Genomic DNA, 21253 nt, shown 5'->3' on the forward strand with positions numbered 1-21253 from the left:
GGGGGCTCTGTCGCGGGTACGGGCGGGGCGGCGTCGGGGCGGGGGAGCGGTCAGCGGGGGGTGAGGAGCTGCTCGGTCCAGATGGTCTTGCCCTCGGGGGTGTAGCGGCTGCCCCAGCGGTGGGTGAGCTGGGCGATCAGGAACAGCCCGCGGCCGCCCTCGTCGGTGAGGCGGGCGCGGCGCAGGTGCGGCTGGGTCTGGCTGGGGTCGGAGACCTCGCAGATCAGCCGCTGGTCCTTGATCAGCCGGACGGTGATCGGCGCGCCCGCGTACCGGATGGCGTTGGTGACCAGTTCGCTGACGATCAGCTCGGTGCTGAAGGCCAGTTCGGTCAGGCCCCAGGCGGTGAGCTGGTCGGTGACGCCGGAACGGACCTCGGCGACCGCCTCGGGGTCGGCGGTCACCGTCCACCCGGCGGTCAGGTCGGCGGGCAACTCGCGGGTGCGGGCCAGCAGGAGGGCCTGGTCGTGGTCGGGGGCCGGGTCGGAGAGGCGGCCGAGCAGCTCGCGGCCGGCGTCCGCCATCGAGCGGCCGCTCGCCGCCGCCGACCGCGCGACCTCCGCGACCGCCGCCTGCCGGCGGTGCCCGGCCGGGTCGTCGCGCGGTGCGGCGCCGTCGCTGTGGAAGACCAGGACGTCTCCGGCGGACAGCAGCAACTCGGCCATCTCGAAAGGCCCGTTGCCGGTGCCCAGCGGCGGGCCCGCGGTGACCTCGACCTGCTCGGCGACCAGCGGTTCGGCGGCGGCCGGCGGTTCGGTGGCGTCGGGTCCGGCCGGATCGGTGGCGTCGACCTGGCCGGGCCCGGCGGCCCCTCCCCGTACCAGGACCGGTCCCGGGTGCCCCGCCGACGCGATGAGGCAGCGGCCGGTGAGCGGGTCGTAGGTCGCGTAGACGCAGGAGGCCCCGCGCAGCGCGCCCTCGATACCGGTGTGGACCGGGTCGCGGTCGTCGGTGTTCGCGAAGCGCACGACCAAGTCGTCGAGGTGGCTGAGGAGTTCGTCGGGCGCCGGGTCCAGGTCGGCGAGGGTGCCCACCGCGGCGCGCAGCCGGCCCATCGCGGCGGTCGCGCCGAGCCCGTGCCCGGGCACCCGCCCGACCAGGAACGCGACCCGGGCGGAGGACAGTTCGATGACGTCGAACCAACTCCCGCCGATGCCCTCGGGGGTGCCGCCGGGCACGTACACGCCGGACGTCTCGGCCGCCGTGCTCTCCTCCACCACCCTTGGCAGCAGGCTGCGTTGAAGGGTCTCGGCGGTACGGCGCTCCTTGGTGTAGCGGCGCGCGTTGTCGATGCTCAGCGCGGCCCGCGAGGCGACCTCGTCGGCGAGGCCGGCGTCGTTCTCGTCGAACGGGCGGCGCCGGCCGGTACGCCAGAGCAGCACGGTGCCCAGGACCAGGCCGCGCGCCTGCACCGGCATCAGCAGCAGCGACGTGGCGCCGGGCGGAAGGAACAGCCGGGACCGCTCCTCCTGCGCCGCCAGCAGCGACCGCAGCTCGGTGAGGTCGGGCAGGAAGCCCGCGGCGCCGCGCCGCACCTGCTCGCTCGCGACGTCTCCGACGGTCAGGGTGGCGCCGCGCGGGTACAGCTCCTGCGGCCACCCGTCGACCGCCGCCACGGCCACCCGGCGGAGCGGCGTCGCGCCGGTGAACGGGGCGGGCTCCTCGCCCTGGAGCACGGAGAGGGTCAGGTCGACCGCGGCCAGATCCGCGAAGGCGGGCACGAGGACGGCCGCCAGGTCCTCCGCGTTGCGGGTGATGTCCAGTGACCCGCCGATCGCCGCCGCGGACGCGTACCGCAGGTCGGCCCGCTCCGACGCGCTGCCGCCCGCGGTGGCCAGCCGCGGGCGTCTCAGCGGGCCGTCCTCGGCGCGCGGCTCGGTGTCCTCGGCACTCGGGTCGGGGTCCTGCGCCGCGGCGCCCGGCTCGGCCCGGTCCGGGCCCGGCGGGCCGCCCTGCGCCATCCGCAGCAGGAAGTGCACGCCGTGCGCGCCGTCCGGCACCAGGACGGACACCCGCAGCCGGACGTGCAGCGTCCCGCCGCCGGGCCGCAGCAGCACCACCCCGCCGGTGTTCTGCCGGCCGCCGAGCGCGCCCGACGCCAGCACGGACCAGGTCCCGGGGTCTTCGAACAGCTCCACGACATCGCGGCCGCGCAGCGCGTCGGGGCTGCATCCGAGCAGCGCCGCGGCCCGCCTGGTGCAGCTCACCACCGTCTTGCGGGCGTCCACCACCAGCGCCGCGTCGCCTCGCGACCGGCGCGCCGGTCCCTCCGGCCCGTCGGCGTCGCCTCGCCGCCCAGGCCCGCTCGAACCCATACGCCCATTGAAACCCGCGCGCCGACCGCCCGCGCGCCGACCGCCCGCGCGCCGGGCGCGCCGCCCCGCCCGGCAGCGCCCGCCGCCCGCCAGGGGCCCGCGAGCGCCGTACGCGAGCCCCGTGACCGCCGTGTGGAGCTCCCGTGCGCCGGCTCCGCCGGGTTTGTCCCGGGAAGCTCACTCATTGCGGTGAAGCCCGGCCGTTCCCGGGCCGGGGCGGCACGGAGGCTCGCACAGTGGAACCGCAGAGTCTCCGGGGGTCCCCGGTGCCCCCGGATTCCGACGGAAGGCGGGACAAGGATGCGCACCGAAGCGATCAACCGAGTCAAGCTGGTCTTCACGCTGTTCGACGCGGACGGCAACGGATACCTCGAACCCGACGATTTCGACCTGATGAACCGGCGCGTGGCCGAAGCGGCGACCGCCTCCGACGATGCCGCCAGGGCCGCGATGGCGGCCGCCTTCCAGCGCTACTGGACCACGCTGGTCACGGAGTTGGACGCCAACCAGGACGGCCGGATCAGCTACGAGGAGTTCCAGGCGTGCGTGCTCGCGCCGGAGCGGTTCGACGACGCGATCGCCGACTTCGCCCACGCCCTGGCCGCGTTGGGCGATCCGGACGGCGACGGCCTGATCGAACGCCCGCTGTTCGTGGCGCTGATGACCGCGATCGGCTTCCGACTCCCCAACATCCACGCGCTGTTCGACGCGTTCGCGCCCGACGCGGCGGACCGGGTCACGGTGCCGGTCTGGGTGGAGGCCATCAAGGACTACTACCACCCGCTCAAGGGCGGCATCCCCGCCGACCACCTGGTCGGCGCCCCGGCCGTCTGAGGAGCCTCCCGGGGAGTTTCCTGAGAGCTGTACGAGAGCCGATCGGGGGCACGGCCGCGGGTCGACCGCGCGAGGGCCGTGCCGGGGCCGCGCCGACGGCCGGACGGCGTCCCGCGCGGCCCGCCGGGACCGTGGGGCCGGCGGGTGTCACAGCACCCGCCGGCCCCACGCCGCGAACACCGCCAGGGACAGGTCGACGAAGTCGGGCGCGCCCATCTCCCGGTAGGCCGCCTCGAAGTCGGCGTCGCGCGCCAGGCCCGCCGCCACGATCCCCTCGCGGGCCTGCTCCAGGGTCATCTGCCACCATCGCGTCTCGGCCCCGCCGCCGTACACGACCTGCAGCCGCGGGTCGATGCCGACCTCGCCGAGTCCGGCCCGCTGCAAGGGAACCGGCAGGCTCCGGGCCCACGCGGTGTGGGAGCCGAGCGCGCGCTCCAGGTGGTCCCGGAAGGCACGCATCACGGTGCGGTACGCCGCGTGCGGGGAGTCGAGCACCGGGAACGACGCCGGCTCCTCGACCAGCAGCACCCCGCCCGGTTTGAGCCAGTTCGCCAGCCGCGCCACCGCCCGGTCCGGGTCGGGCAGGTGCAGCAGGACGAAGCGGGTGTGCACCACGTCGAACGACTCCGGTGGGAAGTCCTCGGTGTACATGTCGTGCCGCAGCACCCGTACCCCGGGCCCGGACAGATCGCCCAGGAAGGCGGTGTCCAGGTCGGTCACGGTCACCCGGGCGCCCTGCCCGGCCGTCCAGCGGGCCACCGACCCCGCGCCGCCGCCGACCTCCAGCACGTCGTCGCCGGGCTTCAGGCCGAGCGCGGTCAGCCGGGACCGGGTGGCCTCGTCGAGCACGGACTCCAGCAGCTGGAGACGGCCGCGCTCGCCGTCGACGGCGTGGCTGAACATCCCGTCCCGGTAGCGCTCCTGGCTCCAGGCCGGAGCGCCGGACCCGGCTCCGGCCCCGGGCCCGACGGCCAGCTCGGCCCCGGGCTCGGATCGAGGCTCGGGAACAGTCTCGTACTCGGGCACGGACCCGCGCTCGGCCTCGGCGACGATTCGGGGCTCGGTCCGGTCTCCGGCGTGGCCGTCCTGCAGGTCAGGAGCGGGCGTCGCATCTGCGTCCATGCCCGCAACCGTGGCAGCCGTACCGGGCCGTCCTCGGTGATTTCCCGGTAACCCACCGCAAAAGGTGATTCTCCCCGGCCTGCCCTGGACCGCACTGCGCAAGCTTTCTGCAACACCAGGAAAGTTGTTGCAGCACGTCTTGACGGGGCTGCCGGTCCGGAGCATGGTCTACCTCGCGTTCAACCGCCGTGCCTGCCACGGCGGTTGGCTCCGGGGGCCCACGGGAGGGCCACCGGGCCGCTCGTCCGAGGCGCGTCGGAGCCGGGTGGTCGCGTACGCATGCCGCAGTCCTCCACCATCAGCGGGAGCCATCCATGCTTCGCTCACCAGACCGCGCCGATCCCCCCCACCGCGCGGAGCCGCCCTGCTTCGAGTCGCCCTCCTCGGAGCCGCGATCCCCGGCGTCACGCCACGCCGAGCCGCACGGCGGCCGGCCGCGGACGCCGCGGCGCGGGGGCCGACGAGGCGTCCGCCGGGCCCTGTTCGCCGCCGCCGCCCTGGTGGCCGGCGCCGTCGTCCCGCTCGCCGCCGTCCAGGGCACCGCGCACGCGGGCCCCGCCACCACCGCGGCCGCGAGCGGCGGCAACGGCAGCGACGTGACCGCCAACCTCTTCATGTGGAACTGGCCGTCGGTCGCGAACGAGTGCACCACCCAACTCGGCCCCAAGGGCTACGGATCGGTGCTCGTCGCCCCGCCGCAGGACTCGATCCGGCTGTCCGGCGCGCACCCCTGGTGGGAGATCTACCAGCCGGTCGGCTACGACCTGAACAGCCGGATGGGCACCGAGGCGCAGTTCCAGTCGATGGTCACCGCCTGCCACGACGCGGGCGTCAAGGTCTACGCCGACGCGGTGATCAACCACATGTCCGGCAACGACCAGGCCAGCACCGACTCCTACGGCGGCGACAGCTTCAACGTCGGCTCGAAGTCCTACGGCCAAGTCCCCTACGCCCCCTCGGACTTCCACACCTCCCCGGCCAACTGCCCCAACGCCGACATGGCCATCGACGACTGGAACAACCAGACCCAGGTCCAGGAGTGCGACCTGTCCAACCTCGCCGACCTCTACACCGAGACCGACGACGTGCGCGGCAAGATCGCCGGATACCTCAACAAGCTGATCGGCTACGGAGTCGACGGCTTCCGGGTCGACTCCGCCAAGCACATCAACCAGTCCGACATGGCGAACATCGAGTCCCGGCTCTCCGACACCGAGTGGGGCGCGCGGCCGTACGTCCTGCAGGAGGTCGCGCTCGGCAGCGGCGGCAACCTCGCGCCCGCCGCGTTCGAGTCCAACGGCAGCGTGATCGGCTTCGACTACGCCAACGCGATGAAGGCGCAGTTCCAGGGGAACATCGCCAACCTCAAGACGTTCGGCCAGAGTTGGGGCCTGGAGCCGGCCGACAAGGACGGCGCGATGGTCACCAACCACGACACCGAGCGCAACGGCAGCACCCTGAACTACAAGAACGGCTCGCAGTACACGCTGGCCACCGAGTTCATGCTCGCCTGGGGATACGGCGCCCCGACGGTGTACTCCGGCTTCGCCTTCAACAGCTCCGACGACTCCCCGCCGGCCGACGGCAACGGCTACGTCACCGACACCGACTGCTCCTCCAGCGCGTGGGTGTGCACCGACCGGGTGCAGGGCATCGCGAACATGGTCGGCTGGCACAACGCGGCCCAGGGCGGGCAGGTCGCCAACTGGTGGGACAACGGCAGCAACGCGATCGCGTTCAGCCGCGGTGACCAGGCGTGGATCAGCCTGAACAACAGCGACTCCGCGGTGACCGGCACCTTCACCACCGGCCTGGCCGCGGGCACGTACTGCGACGTCATCCACGGCGACCTCACCTCCTCCGGCGGCTGCAGCGGCTCCACCGTCACCGTCGGCTCGGACGGCACCGCCTCGGTGACCGTGCCCGCGCACGACTCCGTCGCGCTGTACCAGGCCGGCACCTCGACGACCACCCCGCCCACCACGCCGCCGACGACGCCCCCGACCACCCCGCCGGCCGGCACCGTCACCGAGACCTTCCACGAGTCCGAGGCCGCGCCCTCCGGCCGGCAGGTCTACCTGGTCGGCTCCATTCCGGCGCTGGCCGGCTGGGACACCACCCAGGCGATCCCGCTGGACTCCACCGACGGCACCGCCTGGACCGGTGCGGTGAACCTCCCGGCGAACACGTCCTTCGAGTACAAGTACATCCTCAAGGACGCGTCCGGGAACGTGACATGGGAGCCGGGCAACAACCACACCGCCGGCACCGGCAGCGCAGGCGGCACCCTGAACGACACCTGGGGCGTCCAGTCCTCCGGCGGCGCGAACCAGGTCGCCGTCGCCTTCCACGAGGCGGAGTCCGCGCCCGCCGGCCAGAAGGTCTACGTGACCGGCTCGATCCCGGTGCTCGGCGACTGGGCCCCCGCCCAGGCGATCGCGCTCAGCTCCACCGACCAGGCGCACTGGTCCGGCACCGCGAACCTGCCGCCGAACACGTCCTTCGAGTACAAGTACATCCTCAAGGACGCCTCCGGGAACGTGACATGGGAGTCGGGCGCCAACCGCACCGCCGGCACCGGCGGTTCTGGCTCGCTCACGCTCGACGACACCTGGAAGTAAGGCACCTGGAAGTCCGGCAGCAAGGCAGTCGCCCCGCGACGGGGCCCGGACCGGCGCGTGTCCGGGCCCCGTCGCGCGGGCCTCGCCGAAGGCACCCCACGCCGACGGCACCTCGCCCTCCCTCGCAGATCCCCCCACCCGGAAGGCAGTCATGCATATGCCGCTCCGCCCGTCCGACGCGCCCCCATCCCGCCGACGCCTGCTCACCGTCGCCGCCGCCTGCGCGGGCCTGCTCGCCGCCGCGGTCGCCTGGACCTCCCCGCCGGCCGGCGCCGCGACCGCCCCCGGTGGCCCCGGCTCCGCCTCCAGCTGGAACGAGCCGCTGGGCACCCAGGGCTACGCCACCGCGATCGGCCCGGACTCCAAGGTCTGGTACCTGCTCGCCAACGGCGCGCTGCAGAACGTGTACTACCCGCAGACCGACAACCCGGACACCTACGGCCTCCAGTTCTACGTCAGCGACGGCTCGACCTTCACCGACGACGAGATCGGCTCCACCACCCACCAGGTCGCCCTCGCCGACCCGAAGTCGCCGACCTTCACCCAGACCAACACCGCCACCTCCGGCGCGTACACGATCACCAAGACCTACGTCGCCGACCCGGCCCGCTCGGTGATCCTGGTGCACACCACCTTCACCAACAACTCCGCCACCCCGCTGGCGCTCTACGCGGACTACCTGCCGCAACTGGACAACCAGGGCAACGGCAACAGCGGCGGCACCGACGACGCCAGCGGCGACCTCACCGCGTCCAACGGCCCGGTGGCCAGCGCGCTCGCCGCCTCCGTGCCCTTCACCACCGCCTCCACCGGCTACGTCGGCACCGCGAGCAGCGGCAGCGCCCAGCTCACCGGCGGCCACGAACTGTCCACCCCCTACAGCGCGGTGCCCAGTCCCGGTCACATCGAGCAGACCGCGGGCATCCCGGTCGCCGCCTCCGGTTCGACCACCTTCACCATGGCGCTGGCCTTCGGCGCGACCACCGCCGCGGCCGTCTCGGACGCCTCCGCGTCGCTGGCGGCCGGCTTCGCCGCCACCGAGAGCGCCTTCCAGTCCGGCTGGCACGACTGGTGGGCCGGCCTCGACTCGCCGCCGGCGTCGGTCACTTCGAGCCCCGACCTGCTCACGCAGTACGAGATCTCGCTGATGGAGCTGAAGGCCGACGAGGACAAGACGTACACCGGTGCCTTCGTCGCCTCGCCGTCCACCCCGTGGGGAGCGTCGGTCGGCGCCGACGGCGGCGGGCAGCACGGCTACCACCTGGTGTGGACCCGCGACGAGTACCAGATGGCCTCCGCGCTGCTGGCCGTCGGTGACAAGCAGGACGCGAGCGACGCGCTGACGTACATCCTCGACTACGAGATGTCCGCGAACGGGCAGGTCAAGCAGAACACCTGGCTGAACGGCAACCCGATGTGGGGCGGCAACCAGCAGGACGAGCAGGCCGATCCGATCATCCTCGCCTACCAGTTGGGCCGCACCGGCGCCGCCGACTTCGCCAAGGTGAAGCTGCTGGCCGCCTTCATCGCGTCCAACGGCCCCACCACCGGGCAGGAGCGCTGGGAGGAGAACGGTGGCTACTCCCCGGCCACCATCGCCGCCGAGATCGCCGGCCTGGTCTGCGCCGCTCAGCTCGCCACCGCCAACGGCGATACCGCGGACGCCACTTCGTGGCTGACCACCGCCAAGGACTGGGCGTCGAAGGTGGACAGTTGGACTTACACCACCAACGGCTCCTACGGGAACGGAAGTTACTTCCTACGGATCACCCCCGACGGTCAGCCGGACTCCGGCGCCACCATCGGCCTGGCCAACGGCGGCGGCAACCACGACGACCGGACCGTGGTCGACCAGAGCTTCCTCGACCTGGTCCGGCTCGGGGTGCTGGCCCCGAAGTCCACCGAGGTGACGAACACCCTCGGCGTCGACGACGCACAGATCGCTGTGCGGACCCCCGAGGGCGCCATCGACCACCGTTACGGCTTCGACGGCTACGGCGAGACCGGCTCGGGCGCGGACTACACCGGCGCCGGCACCGGGCAGCCCTGGCCGGTGCTCACCGGCGAGCGCGGCGAGTACGAGGTGGCCGCCGGCGACCTCACCGGCGCGCAGTCCGCACTCGGGACCATGGCCGGCGCCGCCGCCGACCACCAGATCTCCGAGCAGGTCTGGGGCGGCAGCACCGGCACCAACGGCTTCACCTTCGGCAAGCCCGACAACTCCGCCACCCCGCTGATGTGGGCGATGGCCCAGTACGTGCGGCTGGCCGTCGACATCTCCGCCGGCCAGGACGTGGACACGCCCACCGCCGTCTGCCAGACCTTCGACGTGTGCGCGGCGCCGCCCACCGAGGCCCCGGCCGCGCCCACCGGCCTCGCGGCCACCGCCGTCCGCACCACCGGCGTCACCCTGTCCTGGACCGGCGACGCGCGCGCGGCCGGCTACCAGGTCTACCGGGCCACCGGCAGCGGCACCGCGGCCCTGGTCGCCACCACCGCCGACACCACCTACGCCGACAGCGGCCTGGACGCCGCCACCGGCTACACCTACTACGTCACCGCCTCCAACAACATCGGCACCTCGCCCGCTTCGGCGAGCATCCACGTCACCACCAAGACGCCCGGACCGCCGCCACAGGCCCCGACCGGCCTGAAGGCCACCGCCACCAGCACCACCGCCGCGCTGTCCTGGCAGGCCGCCACCGACACCTCGGGCGGCACCGTGGCCGGCTACCGCGTCTACCGCGCCACCGGCAGCGGCGCCACCGCCCTGGCCGGCACCACCACCGGCACGACCTACACCGACACCGGCCTCACGCCCACCACCGCGTACACCTACACCGTCACCGCCTACGACACCGACGGCAACGAGTCCGACGCCTCCGCCGCCGTCACCGCCACCACCACCGCGAACAACGTCGAGGTGATCGACCTGACGGTGCCCGCCGCCACCGACCCCAGCGGCAAGACCGTCTACCTGGCCGGCACCCTGTCCGCGCTCGGCGGGGGCGCCGCCGACTGGGCACCGGACGGGATCGCCTTCACCCGCGTCGACGCCACCCACTGGACCGCCACCGTCAAGGCCGCCGGCCCCACCACGATCCAGTACAAGTACACGCTCGGCGGTGCCTGGGCGAACAACGAGGAGACCGCCGGCTGCGCCTACGTCGGCAACCGCACCCTCGTGATCGACGGCGGCACCCAGCACGACACCGTCGCGAACTGGGAGGGCTATGGCGGTTGCTGAGCCCGCCGGCCGCACGGTCCCGCGGGAGTCGCCCGGATGGGCGAACCGCGGGGACGATGCGGTTGCGGTCCGGCCGGGGCCAACCTTGACTGGCGCTGATACCTGCTGGGCGGCGAGAGGGGTACGGGATGCTTTCGGTGCGCGGGCTGTTCACCTCGATCGTGGACGACGACGACGCCTACCGGCTCTTCTGCTCCATCGCGGCCAGCGGCGAGGCCCAGGGCGGCTGGGAGAACGGCCGGATCGCCGCGCTGGTGCCCCCCTCGCAGCGGGAGCTGGCCCCGAAGATCGCCCGGCACGGCGCCGACGAGGACAAGCACGGCCGGATCTTCAACGCGCTGCTGCGCAAGCGCGGGCTGGAGCCGGTGCCGGTGCCGGCCGACACCGACTACACGATGCTGCTGGAGCGGGCCGGTATCGGGCTGGCCCACACCCGGCTGCGCGCGGACCAGCCGCTGACCGAGCAGGACATCGTCACGTATCTGGCGCACAGCCGGGTCACCGAGCAGCGCGCGTCCGAGCAGATGGCGCTGCTGCTCAGGTACTTCGCGGAGCACCCGGAGGTCGGCCGCGCGGTCCGGGCGATCTCGCACGACGAGGACAACCACCTCGCCTACTGCCACGAGGAGTTGCTGCGGTTGGCTGCCGCCGGGCACGGCCGGGTCATCCACCGCGTACTGCGCGAGTGCGCGCACGCGGAGATCCGGGTGCACCGCGATGTGAGCCTCGCGGTGATGGCCCGGATGGGCCGCATCCTGCGGTGGCCGGCGCCCACCGCCGCGCTGATCCGCTTCGGCATCCACCTCACCTACCTCTACGAGCGCGTGCACGGTTGGCGCCGCATGACGACGTTGACGATGCCTCTGCGCCGCGACGCCCTCGGTAGTGCCCCCGTTCCCGCGCGAGCCTGACCCTCCCGGGGGTGCCCCGACCTGTGATCCACGGGACCTTTCGGTCGGCGCGAGCAACCCTCCACCGGCAGGTGGTCCCTGAACCGACAGAACGCACCACCCCGGCGGGTCAGGGCACCGTACGGATCGTGGCGGAGGCGACGTGTTCGTTGTCGTCGGAGAAGACGATCTCCGCGTCGAGGGTGCGCCCCGCCAGCACCTGGGGAACCCAATGGCGGGCGTCGTCCCACATGGAGTCGAGCGGCAGCGCGTCGACCGGCACCCAGAGCGGCGCGATCTCGCGGGTCTCGGCGGCCTCCCCGAGCACGCGGGACGTGGTGAACGCGGTGACCCACATGTCCCAGGCCGGCCGGGCCGGAAACCGCCAGTCGACGACGGCCGCGGAGCGCAGGTCGGCCGCGTCGACCACCAGCCCCGACTCCTCGGCCACCTCGCGCACCGCGGCCTCGGCCGCGCTCTCGCCGGGCTCCACGTGCCCGCCGAGACCGACCACCTTCCCCGCGCCGAGCCCCGTCTTCTTGCGCCCGAGCAACACCTCCGTACGGCCGTCGGCGCCGTCGCGCAGGCAGAAACACAGGCAGGTATGAGTACGTTGGTCCATCCGTCGGATCATGGCGCACCTTCCCCCGACGCCACAACGCGCCCCCCTGCCGCCTGCCGGCACGCGGTGACGTACGCGCGGGTCGGCCGCCCCTTCGCGGCCCGCGGCCAGGCCAGGGCGAAACGGGTGGTCGGCCATCTGGAGCGGCCGCGCGCGGAGATCGGCCGGTGGGAGGCCCGCGCCCGGGCCACCGCGTGCGACCCGCGCCCCTGACCCGCGCGCCCCTGACCCGCAAGGCTCCGCCTGCCGTTCGGCGGCCCGCCGTGCTCCTCTAGGCTCCTGCCATGACCAGCGAGATCGAGGACGTACGTGTCGGGCCGCCGAACTTCGGGACGGAGCGCGAGACGCTGCGGGCGTTTCTCGACTACCACCGGGCCACGTTGGCGATGAAGTGCGCGGGGCTCGGCGACGAGGAGCTGCGGCAGCGCTCGATGCCGCCGTCCACGCTGTCGCTGCTGGGCCTGGTGCGCCACCTGGCGGAGGTCGAACGGGCCTGGTTCCGGCGGGTGTTCGAGGACCACGACGCCCCCATGGTGTGGTCGCGGGAGATCGACTTCCAGGCGGCGTACGACGCGAGCGGTTCGACCCGGGCGGAGGCGTTCGGCGCGTGGGAGGCGGAGGTCGCGGCCTCCCGGCGGATCGAGGCGGCGGCCGCGTCGCTGGACGTGGCCGGATACCAGCCCAGGTGGGAGGAAGAAGTGAGCCTGCGGATGGTGATGGTGCACGTGTTGCTGGAGTACGGACGGCACAACGGCCACGCGGACTTCCTTCGCGAAGGAGTCGACGGGACGGTGGGGGCGTAGCGGTAAGGGGATCGTAAACTCCCCTGGTGGACATATCTCCGCCGCCGTCCCCTGAGGACCAGCCGCCGCCGCCCGGGGGATACCCGGCCGGCCCCCCGCCGCCGCCCCCCGCCCCCGATCCGCCCTACGGCGGCTCCTCTTCGCCGTACGGGTCCGGCCCGCCGTACGGCTATCCGCAGACGCCGTACGCGCAGCCCTCGCCGTACGGCGGCGACGGCCAGCCGCCCTACGGCGCGGGGCCGGGGCCCTACCAGCAGCCGAACCCGAATCCGTACGCGGCCCCGGGCGGGCCGGGGATTCCCGGGCAGTACACCGCGTATCCGGGGCCCGGCGCGGGCTGGTACGCGGCGAACCGCACCACCAACGGGCTGTCGATCGCCTCGCTGGTGACGTCCTTCACCTGCGTTCCGCTGCTCGGCCTGGGTCTTGGCATCGGCGGGCTGAAGCAGGGCAAGCGGCAGGGGCAGCGCGGGCGCGGCCTGGCCATCGCGGGCATCACGATCAACTCGATCACCACCCTGCTGACCGCGCTGCTGATCACGCTCGGCGCGCTCGGCGTGCTGGACGACGGCGGCAACACCAACGTCCAGGACATCAAGGCCGGCCAGTGCTTCAACACGGTCGGGCACTCGCTCAAGGAGTTCGAGGGGGGCGCGAAGGTGTCCCGGACGGTGAACGTGGTCGACTGCGCCAAGGCGCACGACGCCGAGGCGTTCTACACCTACAGCCTCGACCCGAGCACGAGCGGTTCCTATCCGGGCGTCGACGCGATCACCAGCCAGGCCCAGGCGACCTGCGGCAAGCAGATGAGCGAGTACCTGGACGGCGGGTCGCTCCAGGACGGCATGCGGCTGTTCTTCTTCGGCCCGCAGAGGTCGCTGTGGGCCGCCGGCGACCGCTCGGTGACCTGCTTCTTCGGCGACGCCGACGCCAAGGTGACCGGTTCGGTGCGGGGCGGGTCGGACGGCAAGGGGTCTGACGGCGGGTCCGACGGCGGCTCTTCCGACGGCGGCTCCTCCGACGACGGCGGCGACTCGGGGGTGGGCGTCTGATCCGTCCCTGACCGGCCGGCCGCGCGAAGGGCGGCGGGGCCCGCGCGAGCCCGGCGGGAGCGTGACGGGTGCGGCGTACGAGCACGGTGGGAGGTCCTACGGGCTCCGATCCGGGCTCCCGCACGTCGGGTGACGTTCAGGGGAGAGCTTGCGGTCGTGCACCGAGGGTTGCCAAGCTGTCGCACACAGTCAACCCCTGGGAGGGGCACGTGGCCTTCGGTGAGCAGCCCGCCTATCTGCGCGTCGCCGGGGATCTGCGGCGGAAGATCCTCGACGGCACGCTGCCGCCCCACGCCCGCCTGCCCTCGCAGGCCCGCATCCGCAGCGACTACGGCGTCTCGGACACCGTGGCCCTGGAGGCGCGCAAGGTGCTGATGGCGGAGGGCTACGTGGAGGGCCGCTCGGGCTCGGGCACCTACGTGCGCGAGCGGCCCGAGCGGCGCAGGATCGTCCGCAGCGGTTTCCGGCCGACCGGTCTGCCGAGCCCCTACCGCCAGGAGCAGGCCGACGAGGAGAGCAAGGGCACCTGGGAGTCCCGCAGCGTGCAGGACTCCGCGTCCGCCGACATCGCCGAGCGGCTGGGCGTCCAGGTCGGCGACCGGGTGATGCGCACCCGCTACCTGTTCCGCACCGAGGGCGAGCCGTCGATGCTCTCCACCTCGTGGGAGCCGCTGGCGCTCACCGCCCGCACCCCGGTGCTGCTCCCGGAGGAGGGGCCGGTCGGTGGGCAGGGCGTGGTGCCCCGGATGGCGGCGATCGACGTGCTGGTCGACCACATGTCCGAGGAGGTCGGCGCGCGGCCGGGGCTGGCCGAGGAGACCTCGGCGCTGGGCGGCGTGCCCGGGCACATCGTGATCGAGATCCGCCGCACGTACTACGCATCGGGGCGGCCGGTGGAGACGGCCGACGTGGTGATCCCGGCGGAGCGCTACCGGGCCGTCTACCACCTGCCCGTGCGCTGAGGCCGTAGGCGCCCCGCACCGCGTCGCGGGGCGCTGCGGGGCGTCGGCCTCGCCGCGCCCCGCGCCGTATCGCCGTGCCGTACGGACGCGCCGTATCGCCGTGCCCGGAAGGGGCGCTGACGGAGCGTCAACTTCAGGTCGAACGAGTGGCCGGATCGGTACCTCTTCGTGTCATTCCGTGCCCGCCGGGTGAACCCCGGGCGTAGGGTCGGGCATATGCGCATCGCCGATTCCGCCAGCACGGGACCGGCCCGGATGCGGCGGCCGAGGCGCGAAGGAGGGGGCGGCGTAGTGACGTCGGAGTTCGGTTGGGTCCTCATACGGCAGGACGAGGGCGGCAACCGCTACCGGGTGGGGCGGTACGCGACACGCGCGGAGGCCGAGCGGGTCGCCGAGACCCTGACCTACCCCGCCGCCCCGTCGGCCCCGCCGCAGGTGTACGTGATCGAGCAGGTCGTGCCCCGCGCGGCCGAGGCGTGACGGCCCCTTCCGCGCACACCTGCGCAGAAAAGGGCAATATCGGGTAAGAGGGGGTAAACCTCTCTTGGAGGTCGGGTGCGCGCACACCCGACCCGACCCGGTCGGGGGTGCAACGTATGAGCGCCAGCGGCGACGACCCCGGGGCGCCGCCCGGCCGCGCCCCCCGGCCCGTACCGCCGCCGCCCGAACCGCCCTCCGCGCCGCTCCCCGGCCAGGAGCCGGACGCCGCCGGCGGGCCGCGCGCCTCCGGCACCCTGCTGGACGCCCTCCGGGTGGCCGTCGTGATGCTGGACACCAGCGGCCGGGTGCTGCTGTGGAGCCCGCTGGCGGAGGACGTCCTGGGCTGGGCGGGCGAGCACATCGTCGGCCGCAGGGTGGGCGGACTCTTCGGCCCGCCCGAGCCGTTCCCCGGTGACGCGGACACAGGGGAGGAGGGGGCCGCAGGCGCCGAGCCGTCCCGCCCCGGAGCCCGGAACCCCCTTCCCCCGGACGCGTCCGAGGGCGACGGCCGGCCCGAGCAGATCCTCGGCGAACTGCTGCGCACCGGCCGCTGGAACGGCATCCTCTCGCTGCGCCACCGCGACGGCCACACCGTGCAGGTCGACACCCGCGCCAGCCTGCTCGTCGACGGCGACGGCCGCCCGTTCGTGCTCGCCTCCCTCGCGGAGACCAGCCGGCTGCGCACCCTGGAACACGACCTCGCCGCCCTGGACTCCCTGTTCGACTCCTCCCCGCTCGGCGTCGCGATCCTCGACCGCGACCTGCGCTACGTACGGGTCAACGACGCGCTCGCCGCCATGAACGGCATGCTGCCGGCCGACCACATCGGCCGCAGCGTCGAGGAGCTCCTCGACGCCGAGACCGCCCGCGAACTGGCCGCGCTCCAGCGCCGCGTGCTGCACACCGGCCGGCCGGTGATCGACGTGGTGGCGCCCGCCCCGGGCGGCCGCGGCCACCGCTCGCTGTCGTACCACCGGCTGGTCGACCGGGCCGGGCGGGTCCTGGGCGTCAGCGCCACCGTGATCGACGTCACCGAACGGGTGCAGGCCGCCGAGCGGGCCGAACGGGCCCGCCGCCGCCTCACCCTGCTCAACGACGTCGGCTCGCGGATCGCCGGCGTGCTCGACGTGCGCCGGGTCGCCGAGACCATCGCCGAAGCGCTGGTGCCCACCTTCGCCGGCTACTCCGGGGTGCTGCTGCACGCGCAGGTGGCCGGCGGCGGCGACCTGCCGACCGCCGGCTTCCGCGAGACCCAGCCGCTCCGCCAGCTCGGCGTCGGCGCCGCGCACTGGACCCCGCAGGTCGAACGGATGCTGCGGCGCGGCCAGTCGATCGGCTTCACCCGGCGCTCCGTCTTCGGCACCGTGCTGGCCGGCGGCGAGCCGCGGCTGCTCGACGGCGATGACCAACTGCGCGCCACCACCTACCCCGACGACCCCAAGGTGGACGCCGCCCTGGAGTTGGGCCTCCACTCGATGCTGGTGCTGCCGCTGCGGGCCCGCGGGGTGGTGCTCGGGCTGCTGGTGGTCGCCCGCGACCGCGGCCGCGAGCCCTTCGACCGCGACGACCTCGCGCTCGGCGTGGACCTCGCCGACCGGGCCGGCACCGCCCTGGACAACGCGCGGCTGTACGTCCGCGAGCGGGAGGGCGCGCTGACCCTCCAGCGCAGCCTGCTGCCGCGTACCGTCCCCGAGCCGCCGGGCGTCGACATCGCCTACCGCTACGTGCCCGGCAGCAGCGGCGCGGAGGTCGGCGGCGACTGGTTCGACGTCATCCCGCTCGGCGGCGGCCGGCTCGCCTTCGTCGTCGGCGACGTGATGGGCCACGGCCTGGTCGCCGCCGCCACCATGGGCCGGCTGCGCACCGCTGTCCGCACCCTCGCCGGCCTCGACATGCCGCCCGACGAACTGCTGCGCCGGGTCAACGAGCTGGGCGACGACCTCGCCCAGAACCGGACCGAGGGCTGGATGGCCACCGCGGTGTACGCCGTCTACGACCCCTCCACCCGGCGCTGCGCCATCGCCCAGGCCGGCCACCCGCCGCCGGTGCTGGTGGAGCACCAGGACGACCCGGACCGCTGCTACGCCCGGCTGCTGGACCTGCCCACCGGGGTGCCGCTCGGCGTCGGCGGGGTCCGCTTCGAGACCACCGAGCTCGACGTGCCCGACGGCGCGGTCCTGGTGCTCTACACCGACGGGCTGGTCGAGGCCCGCGGCAAGGACATCGGCCTGGGCATCGAGCGGCTGCGGGAGACGCTGTGCCGCCGGCTGGGCTCCCTGGAGGACGCCTGCGACGACCTGCTGGCCACGATGGACCCCGACCGCGAGCCGGACGACGTGGCGCTGCTGATGGCCCGCCTCGGCGGCCTGCCGGCCGGTTCCACGGCCGCCTGGACCTTCCCCGCCGAGGCGAGCGCGGTCCGGCTGGCGCGCCGCCGGGTCCGCGACACCCTGGCGTCCTGGGGCCTGGCGTCGCTGACCGACGTCACGGTGCTGCTGGTCAGCGAACTGGTCACGAACTCGCTGCGGTACGCGCACGGCCCGATCGGGGTGCGCATGGTGCGCGGCGGCTCGCTGCTGGTGGAGGTGTCGGACCCGCTGCCGGACCCGCCGCGCGAGCGGGTGGCGGCCGAGGACGACGAGGGCGGGCGGGGCCTGCAACTGGTGGCCGGGGCGTCCCGGCGGTGGGGGACGCGGCACGGCTCGCTCGGCAAGACCGTCTGGTTCGAACTGGCTCTGCCGTGACCGCAGGGCGCTGCCGGGGGCGCCGACGGGCTCGATGGTTGCGAGCGACTGTGCCGGGTATGCCGAAGAGGCGGGAGCGAGAGGTGCGACCGTGGTGTTCCGGGGACGGCCCCCGCGCCCCAGGAGCCGAGATGATGCTGTGATCGACAAGACCGTGTGCTGGACGGTCGCCATGCTGAATACTCGGGTCCAACCGGTCCATGTGTGCTGAGCTGGAGGGGTCGGGCGAGTGAGCGACATGCCAGCAGGGGCGGTTCCGCCCGGCGACGACGACGCGGACGCGGCAAAGGCCGGCGTCTGGCAGTCCAGCCCGCCCGGGTCCCTGTATGACTACATACGCGTCGCCTCCTTCTCCCTTGACGCCGAGGGCCGGATCGACCAGTGGAGCGAGCGCGCCACCGAGTTCTTCGGGCTGACCGCGGCCGAGGCCGTCGGCAAGGACCCGATCGCCGCCTTCGCGCCGCCCGACGTGCAAACGCGCGCGCACCAGCGGCTGGCGAAGATCCTCGACGGCCGCGAGTGGCAGGGCCTGGTGCCGTACCGCGACGCCTCCGGCGCCGAGGGCCGCGCCGAGGTCTACGTGATGCCCGCCGACCACGGCGCGCTGTGCCTGGCGGTCGACGTGGCCGCGCTGCGCCAGATCGAGACCGATCTGGCCGCCTCCCAGGCGGTGTTCGGGCAGTCCCCGATGGGCTTCGTGCTCTTCGACACCCACCTGCGCCTGGTCCGGGTCAACGACCGCTTCGCCGCGGTCTTCGGCCGCCCGACCGAGCAACCGGGCCGCGGCCCGCAGGACTTCCTCTCCCGGGTGGAGGCCGACCGGCTGTCCGCCGCGCTGCGGCAGGTACTGGAGACCGGCGACGCGGTGCTGGACATGCCGCTGGTCGGCACCGTGCCCGGCGACCCGGCCCGCCGCCGCTGGTCCATCTCGCTGTACCGGCTGCACAGCAACTCCGGCCGCCCGATCGGTGTCGCGGGCCTGGCGATGGACGTCACCGGCCGGCAGCGCGCCGAGCGCGAGGCCGCCCACGCCCGCCGCAACCTCGCGCTGCTCAACGAGGCCGGCTCGCGGATCGGCACCTCCCTCGACCTGGAGACCACCGCCCGCGAACTGCTCGACGTGGCCGTGCCGCACTTCTGCGACCTCGCCTCCGTCGACCTCTACCAGGCGCTGCTGTCCGGCGCCGAGGACCTGGCCCGCACCACCGACGGCAGCGGCGAGGTCCGCCGGGTCGCCTTCGCCAGCTCGGTCTCCGACGCCCCGGTGGCGATGGCCGGCGACGACGACGTCGAACCCAGCGAGGGTCCGGTCTCGGTCGGCTCGGTGCACCGCTTCCGGTTCGGCTCCGCCAGCGCCCGCGCGCTGCGCACCGCCCAGCTCCAGGTGCTCGACGGCGAGGGCGGCCACGACCTGGGCGGCACCCCGCTGGTGCAGTCCACCCTGGTGGTGCCGATGGTGGCCCGCGACACCGTCCTCGGCCTGGTGCAGTTCTCCCGGGCCAAGGGCAGCGAGCCGTTCACCGAGCGGGACCGGATGCTCGCCGAGGAACTGGCCGCCCGCGCCGCCATCTTCCTCGACAACGCCCGGCTCTACCGCCGCGAGCACGAACGCGCGCTGATCCTCCAGCGCAGCCTGCTGCCGCCGGACGACCCGGAGGCGACCGGCCTCGACATCGCCTGCCGCTACCTGCCCGGCAGCATGGAGACCGAGGTCGGCGGCGACTGGTTCGACGTCATCGAACTGCCCGGCCACCGCACCGCCCTGGTGGTCGGCGACGTGATGGGCCGCGGCCTGCGCGCGGCCGTCGCGATGGGCGAACTGCGCACCGCCGTCCGCACCCTGGCGATGCTCGACCTCGAACCGGCCGAGGTGCTGGGCGCGTTGGACGAGGTCGCCGAGGGGCTCGGCTCCTCCTCGGCCGGCCGCACCCGCCGCTCGAAGAACCCCGCCGACGTCGACCTCGCCGAGGTCTACCTCGCCACCTGTATCTACGTCGTCTACGACGCGGTGACCCGCCGGTGCACCATCGCCAACGCCGGGCACCTGCCGCCGGTCGTGGTCGAGCCCGGCGAGGACCCGCTGCTGCTCGAAGTGCCCCGGGGGGTGCCGCTGGGCGTCGGCGGCGAGCCCTTCGAGGAGGTCGAGGTGGAGCTGGCCGAGGGTGCCCTGCTCGCCCTCTACACCGACGGCCTGGTCGAGTCCCGCAACCACCCGCTCGACGAGGGCCTTGACGCCTTCCGCGCCTCGCTGGCCGGCCCGGCCCGCCCGCTGGAGGACGTCTGCGACCACATCCTGGCGACCCTCGACACCGCCCACGGCGAGGACGACATCGCGCTGCTGATGGCCCGTATCCGCGGGCTGCCGGCCGAGCAGGTCGGCGACTGGACGCTCGCGCCGCAGCCCACCTCCGTCGCCAAGGCCCGCGAACTCGCCCGCGACCAGCTGCTGGAGTGGGGTCTCGACGACCTCGTCGACACCACGGAACTGCTCGTCAGCGAGCTGGTCACCAACGCGCTGCGGCACGGCTACGGCGACATCCGGCTACGGCTGCTGCTGGACCGCACCCTGGTCTGCGAAGTGTGGGACAACGCGCTGATGCAGCCGCGCCGGCGCCGCGCCCGGGACACCGACGAGGGCGGGCGCGGCCTGCAACTGGTCGCGATGCTCAGCCAGAGCTGGGGCAGCCGCCGCACCCACCGCGGCAAGACCGTCTGGTTCGAACTGGCGCTGCGCGGCGGCCAGCCGGGCTCCGCCGGGCCGTCCGTGGACGACCTGCTCAGCATGTTCTAGGGCGCTGTACGGCGCTGTCCGGCGCCGCGCCGTCAGGCCGCGCCGGACTTCAGCCGGGCCAGGCGGGCGTCGATCTCCGCGCTGTCGCCCGCCGCGTCCAGGGACTCGAACTGGGCGTCCAGCGAGGAGGCGGCCAGCTCCTGACGGCCCTGCGCCCGGGCCTCCTCGCGCCGCACCTTGTCCTCGAAGCGGCCCAACTCGCTCGTCGGGTCGAGGACGTCGACGCTCTTGACCGCGTCCATCATGGTGTTCCGCGCGTGCGCGGTACGGGAGCGGGCGACCAGTTCGTCCCGCTTGGCCTGCAACTGCCGCAGCCGCTCCCTCATGTCGTCGAGGCCGCCGCGGAGCTGGTCCACCACCTCGTTCTGCGAGGCGATCACCGGCTCCGCGGTCCGCGCCTCCTTCTCGGACTGGAGCTGGCGGCCGAGCGCCACCTTGGCGAGGTTGTCGAACCGGTCGGCCTCCCCGCCGCCGCCCGCCGCCCGCAGCTCGTCCGCCTTGCGGCTGGCCGCGGCCGCCTTGCCGCCCCACTCCGCCGCGGCGGACACGTCCTCGGCGTGGTCCTGCTCCATCATCCGCAGGTTGCCGATGGTGCCGGCGACGGCGTCCTCGGCCTCCTTGATGTTCTCGGTGTACTCCCGGATGAGCTGGTCGATCATCTTCTGCGGGTCCTCGGCCTGGTCGAGGAGCGCGTTGATGTTCGCCTTGGCGAGCTGCGCCACCCGGCCGAGGATCGTCTGCTTCGTCATGGCTACTCCTTGACTGACCTG

At 73.8% G+C, this 21253-nt stretch carries 15 protein-coding genes; 11 read left to right on the top strand and 4 right to left on the bottom strand.

Features of this window, described 5'->3' with window-relative positions:
• Positions 1-50: 50 nt before the first annotated feature.
• The gene (locus tag OG370_RS27420) at positions 51-2315 is read right to left on the bottom strand and encodes an ATP-binding SpoIIE family protein phosphatase (RefSeq protein ID WP_328468788.1); all 2265 of its coding nucleotides are present in this window, start codon (positions 2313-2315) and stop codon (positions 51-53) included.
• Between the two features lie 300 nt (positions 2316-2615).
• Between OG370_RS27420 and OG370_RS27425 the strand changes: the two genes are divergently transcribed.
• The gene (locus tag OG370_RS27425) at positions 2616-3149 is read left to right on the top strand and encodes an EF-hand domain-containing protein (protein ID WP_328468790.1); all 534 of its coding nucleotides are present in this window, start codon (positions 2616-2618) and stop codon (positions 3147-3149) included.
• A gap of 147 nt (positions 3150-3296) precedes the next feature.
• On the opposite strand, the gene OG370_RS27430 is transcribed toward OG370_RS27425, so the two are convergent.
• A complete protein-coding gene (locus OG370_RS27430) occupies positions 3297-4271 on the bottom strand; it encodes a class I SAM-dependent methyltransferase (RefSeq protein WP_328468792.1) in 975 nt (324 codons plus the stop codon).
• A 314-nt stretch (positions 4272-4585) separates the two neighbouring features.
• Between OG370_RS27430 and OG370_RS27435 the strand changes: the two genes are divergently transcribed.
• The 3 genes from OG370_RS27435 (at position 4586) to OG370_RS27445 (ending at position 11050) form a co-directional block, all read left to right on the top strand.
• On the top strand, positions 4586-6892 hold the full coding sequence (locus OG370_RS27435; protein ID WP_328468794.1) for a carbohydrate-binding module family 20 domain-containing protein: 2307 nt from the start codon (positions 4586-4588) through the stop codon (positions 6890-6892).
• 151 nt (positions 6893-7043) lie between these two features.
• On the top strand, positions 7044-10139 hold the full coding sequence (locus OG370_RS27440) for a glycoside hydrolase family 15 protein (RefSeq protein WP_328468796.1): 3096 nt from the start codon (positions 7044-7046) through the stop codon (positions 10137-10139).
• A gap of 128 nt (positions 10140-10267) precedes the next feature.
• Positions 10268-11050 (top strand): ferritin-like domain-containing protein, encoded by a 783-nt coding sequence (locus OG370_RS27445; protein WP_328468798.1) that lies wholly within the window; start codon positions 10268-10270, stop codon positions 11048-11050.
• A gap of 109 nt (positions 11051-11159) precedes the next feature.
• Here OG370_RS27445 and OG370_RS27450 read toward each other — a convergent pair whose 3' ends face one another.
• Positions 11160-11651 carry an 8-oxo-dGTP diphosphatase gene (locus tag OG370_RS27450; protein ID WP_328468800.1) on the bottom strand — a complete coding sequence of 164 codons (492 nt, stop codon included), beginning with the start codon at positions 11649-11651 and terminating at the stop codon, positions 11160-11162.
• Positions 11652-11717: 66 nt separating this feature from the next.
• Here OG370_RS27450 and OG370_RS27455 point away from each other — a divergent pair, with 66 nt between their 5' ends.
• The 7 genes from OG370_RS27455 to OG370_RS27485 all read left to right on the top strand — a co-directional run bounded on the left by OG370_RS27455 (position 11718) and on the right by OG370_RS27485 (position 20483).
• A complete protein-coding gene (locus tag OG370_RS27455; protein WP_328468802.1) occupies positions 11718-11864 on the top strand; it encodes a hypothetical protein in 147 nt (48 codons plus the stop codon).
• Between the two features lie 71 nt (positions 11865-11935).
• Positions 11936-12454 (top strand): DinB family protein, encoded by a 519-nt coding sequence (locus OG370_RS27460; protein ID WP_328468804.1) that lies wholly within the window; start codon positions 11936-11938, stop codon positions 12452-12454.
• Positions 12455-12480: 26 nt separating this feature from the next.
• Entirely contained in the window at positions 12481-13506 is a 1026-nt protein-coding gene (locus tag OG370_RS27465) for a DUF4190 domain-containing protein (protein ID WP_328468806.1), read from the top strand.
• Between the two features lie 209 nt (positions 13507-13715).
• Positions 13716-14468 (top strand): GntR family transcriptional regulator, encoded by a 753-nt coding sequence (locus OG370_RS27470; RefSeq protein WP_328468808.1) that lies wholly within the window; start codon positions 13716-13718, stop codon positions 14466-14468.
• Between the two features lie 291 nt (positions 14469-14759).
• On the top strand, positions 14760-14948 hold the full coding sequence (locus OG370_RS27475) for an SPOR domain-containing protein (RefSeq protein WP_328468810.1): 189 nt from the start codon (positions 14760-14762) through the stop codon (positions 14946-14948).
• A 116-nt stretch (positions 14949-15064) separates the two neighbouring features.
• Entirely contained in the window at positions 15065-17692 is a 2628-nt protein-coding gene (locus OG370_RS27480) for a SpoIIE family protein phosphatase (protein WP_328468812.1), read from the top strand.
• Positions 17693-17930: 238 nt separating this feature from the next.
• A complete protein-coding gene (locus OG370_RS27485; RefSeq protein ID WP_328474450.1) occupies positions 17931-20483 on the top strand; it encodes a SpoIIE family protein phosphatase in 2553 nt (850 codons plus the stop codon).
• 32 nt (positions 20484-20515) lie between these two features.
• Here the strand turns inward: OG370_RS27485 and OG370_RS27490 are convergent, their stop codons facing one another.
• Complete coding sequence (locus OG370_RS27490; protein ID WP_328468814.1) at positions 20516-21232, bottom strand: PspA/IM30 family protein; 717 nt, start codon at positions 21230-21232, stop codon at positions 20516-20518.
• Between the last annotated feature and the right edge of the window lie 21 nt (positions 21233-21253).

The organism is Streptomyces sp. NBC_00448 (assembly GCF_036014115.1).
In the GTDB taxonomy this organism is placed as follows: Bacteria; Actinomycetota; Actinomycetes; order Streptomycetales; family Streptomycetaceae; genus Actinacidiphila.

What these genes read in the sequence shown, in the direction of transcription:
- OG370_RS27420 (WP_328468788.1), bottom strand. Translation starts at nt 2,315, where the DNA reads ATGGGTTCGAGCGGGCCTGGGCGGCGAGGCGACGCCGACGGGCCGGAG.
- OG370_RS27485 (WP_328474450.1), top strand. Translation starts at nt 17,931, where the DNA reads ATGCCAGCAGGGGCGGTTCCGCCCGGCGACGACGACGCGGACGCGGCA.
- OG370_RS27445 (WP_328468798.1), top strand. Translation starts at nt 10,268, where the DNA reads ATGCTTTCGGTGCGCGGGCTGTTCACCTCGATCGTGGACGACGACGAC.
- OG370_RS27460 (WP_328468804.1), top strand. Translation starts at nt 11,936, where the DNA reads ATGACCAGCGAGATCGAGGACGTACGTGTCGGGCCGCCGAACTTCGGG.
- OG370_RS27430 (WP_328468792.1), bottom strand. Translation starts at nt 4,271, where the DNA reads ATGGACGCAGATGCGACGCCCGCTCCTGACCTGCAGGACGGCCACGCC.
- OG370_RS27425 (WP_328468790.1), top strand. Translation starts at nt 2,616, where the DNA reads ATGCGCACCGAAGCGATCAACCGAGTCAAGCTGGTCTTCACGCTGTTC.
- OG370_RS27435 (WP_328468794.1), top strand. Translation starts at nt 4,586, where the DNA reads ATGCTTCGCTCACCAGACCGCGCCGATCCCCCCCACCGCGCGGAGCCG.
- OG370_RS27480 (WP_328468812.1), top strand. Translation starts at nt 15,065, where the DNA reads ATGAGCGCCAGCGGCGACGACCCCGGGGCGCCGCCCGGCCGCGCCCCC.
- OG370_RS27440 (WP_328468796.1), top strand. Translation starts at nt 7,044, where the DNA reads ATGCATATGCCGCTCCGCCCGTCCGACGCGCCCCCATCCCGCCGACGC.
- OG370_RS27490 (WP_328468814.1), bottom strand. Translation starts at nt 21,232, where the DNA reads ATGACGAAGCAGACGATCCTCGGCCGGGTGGCGCAGCTCGCCAAGGCG.
- OG370_RS27450 (WP_328468800.1), bottom strand. Translation starts at nt 11,651, where the DNA reads ATGGACCAACGTACTCATACCTGCCTGTGTTTCTGCCTGCGCGACGGC.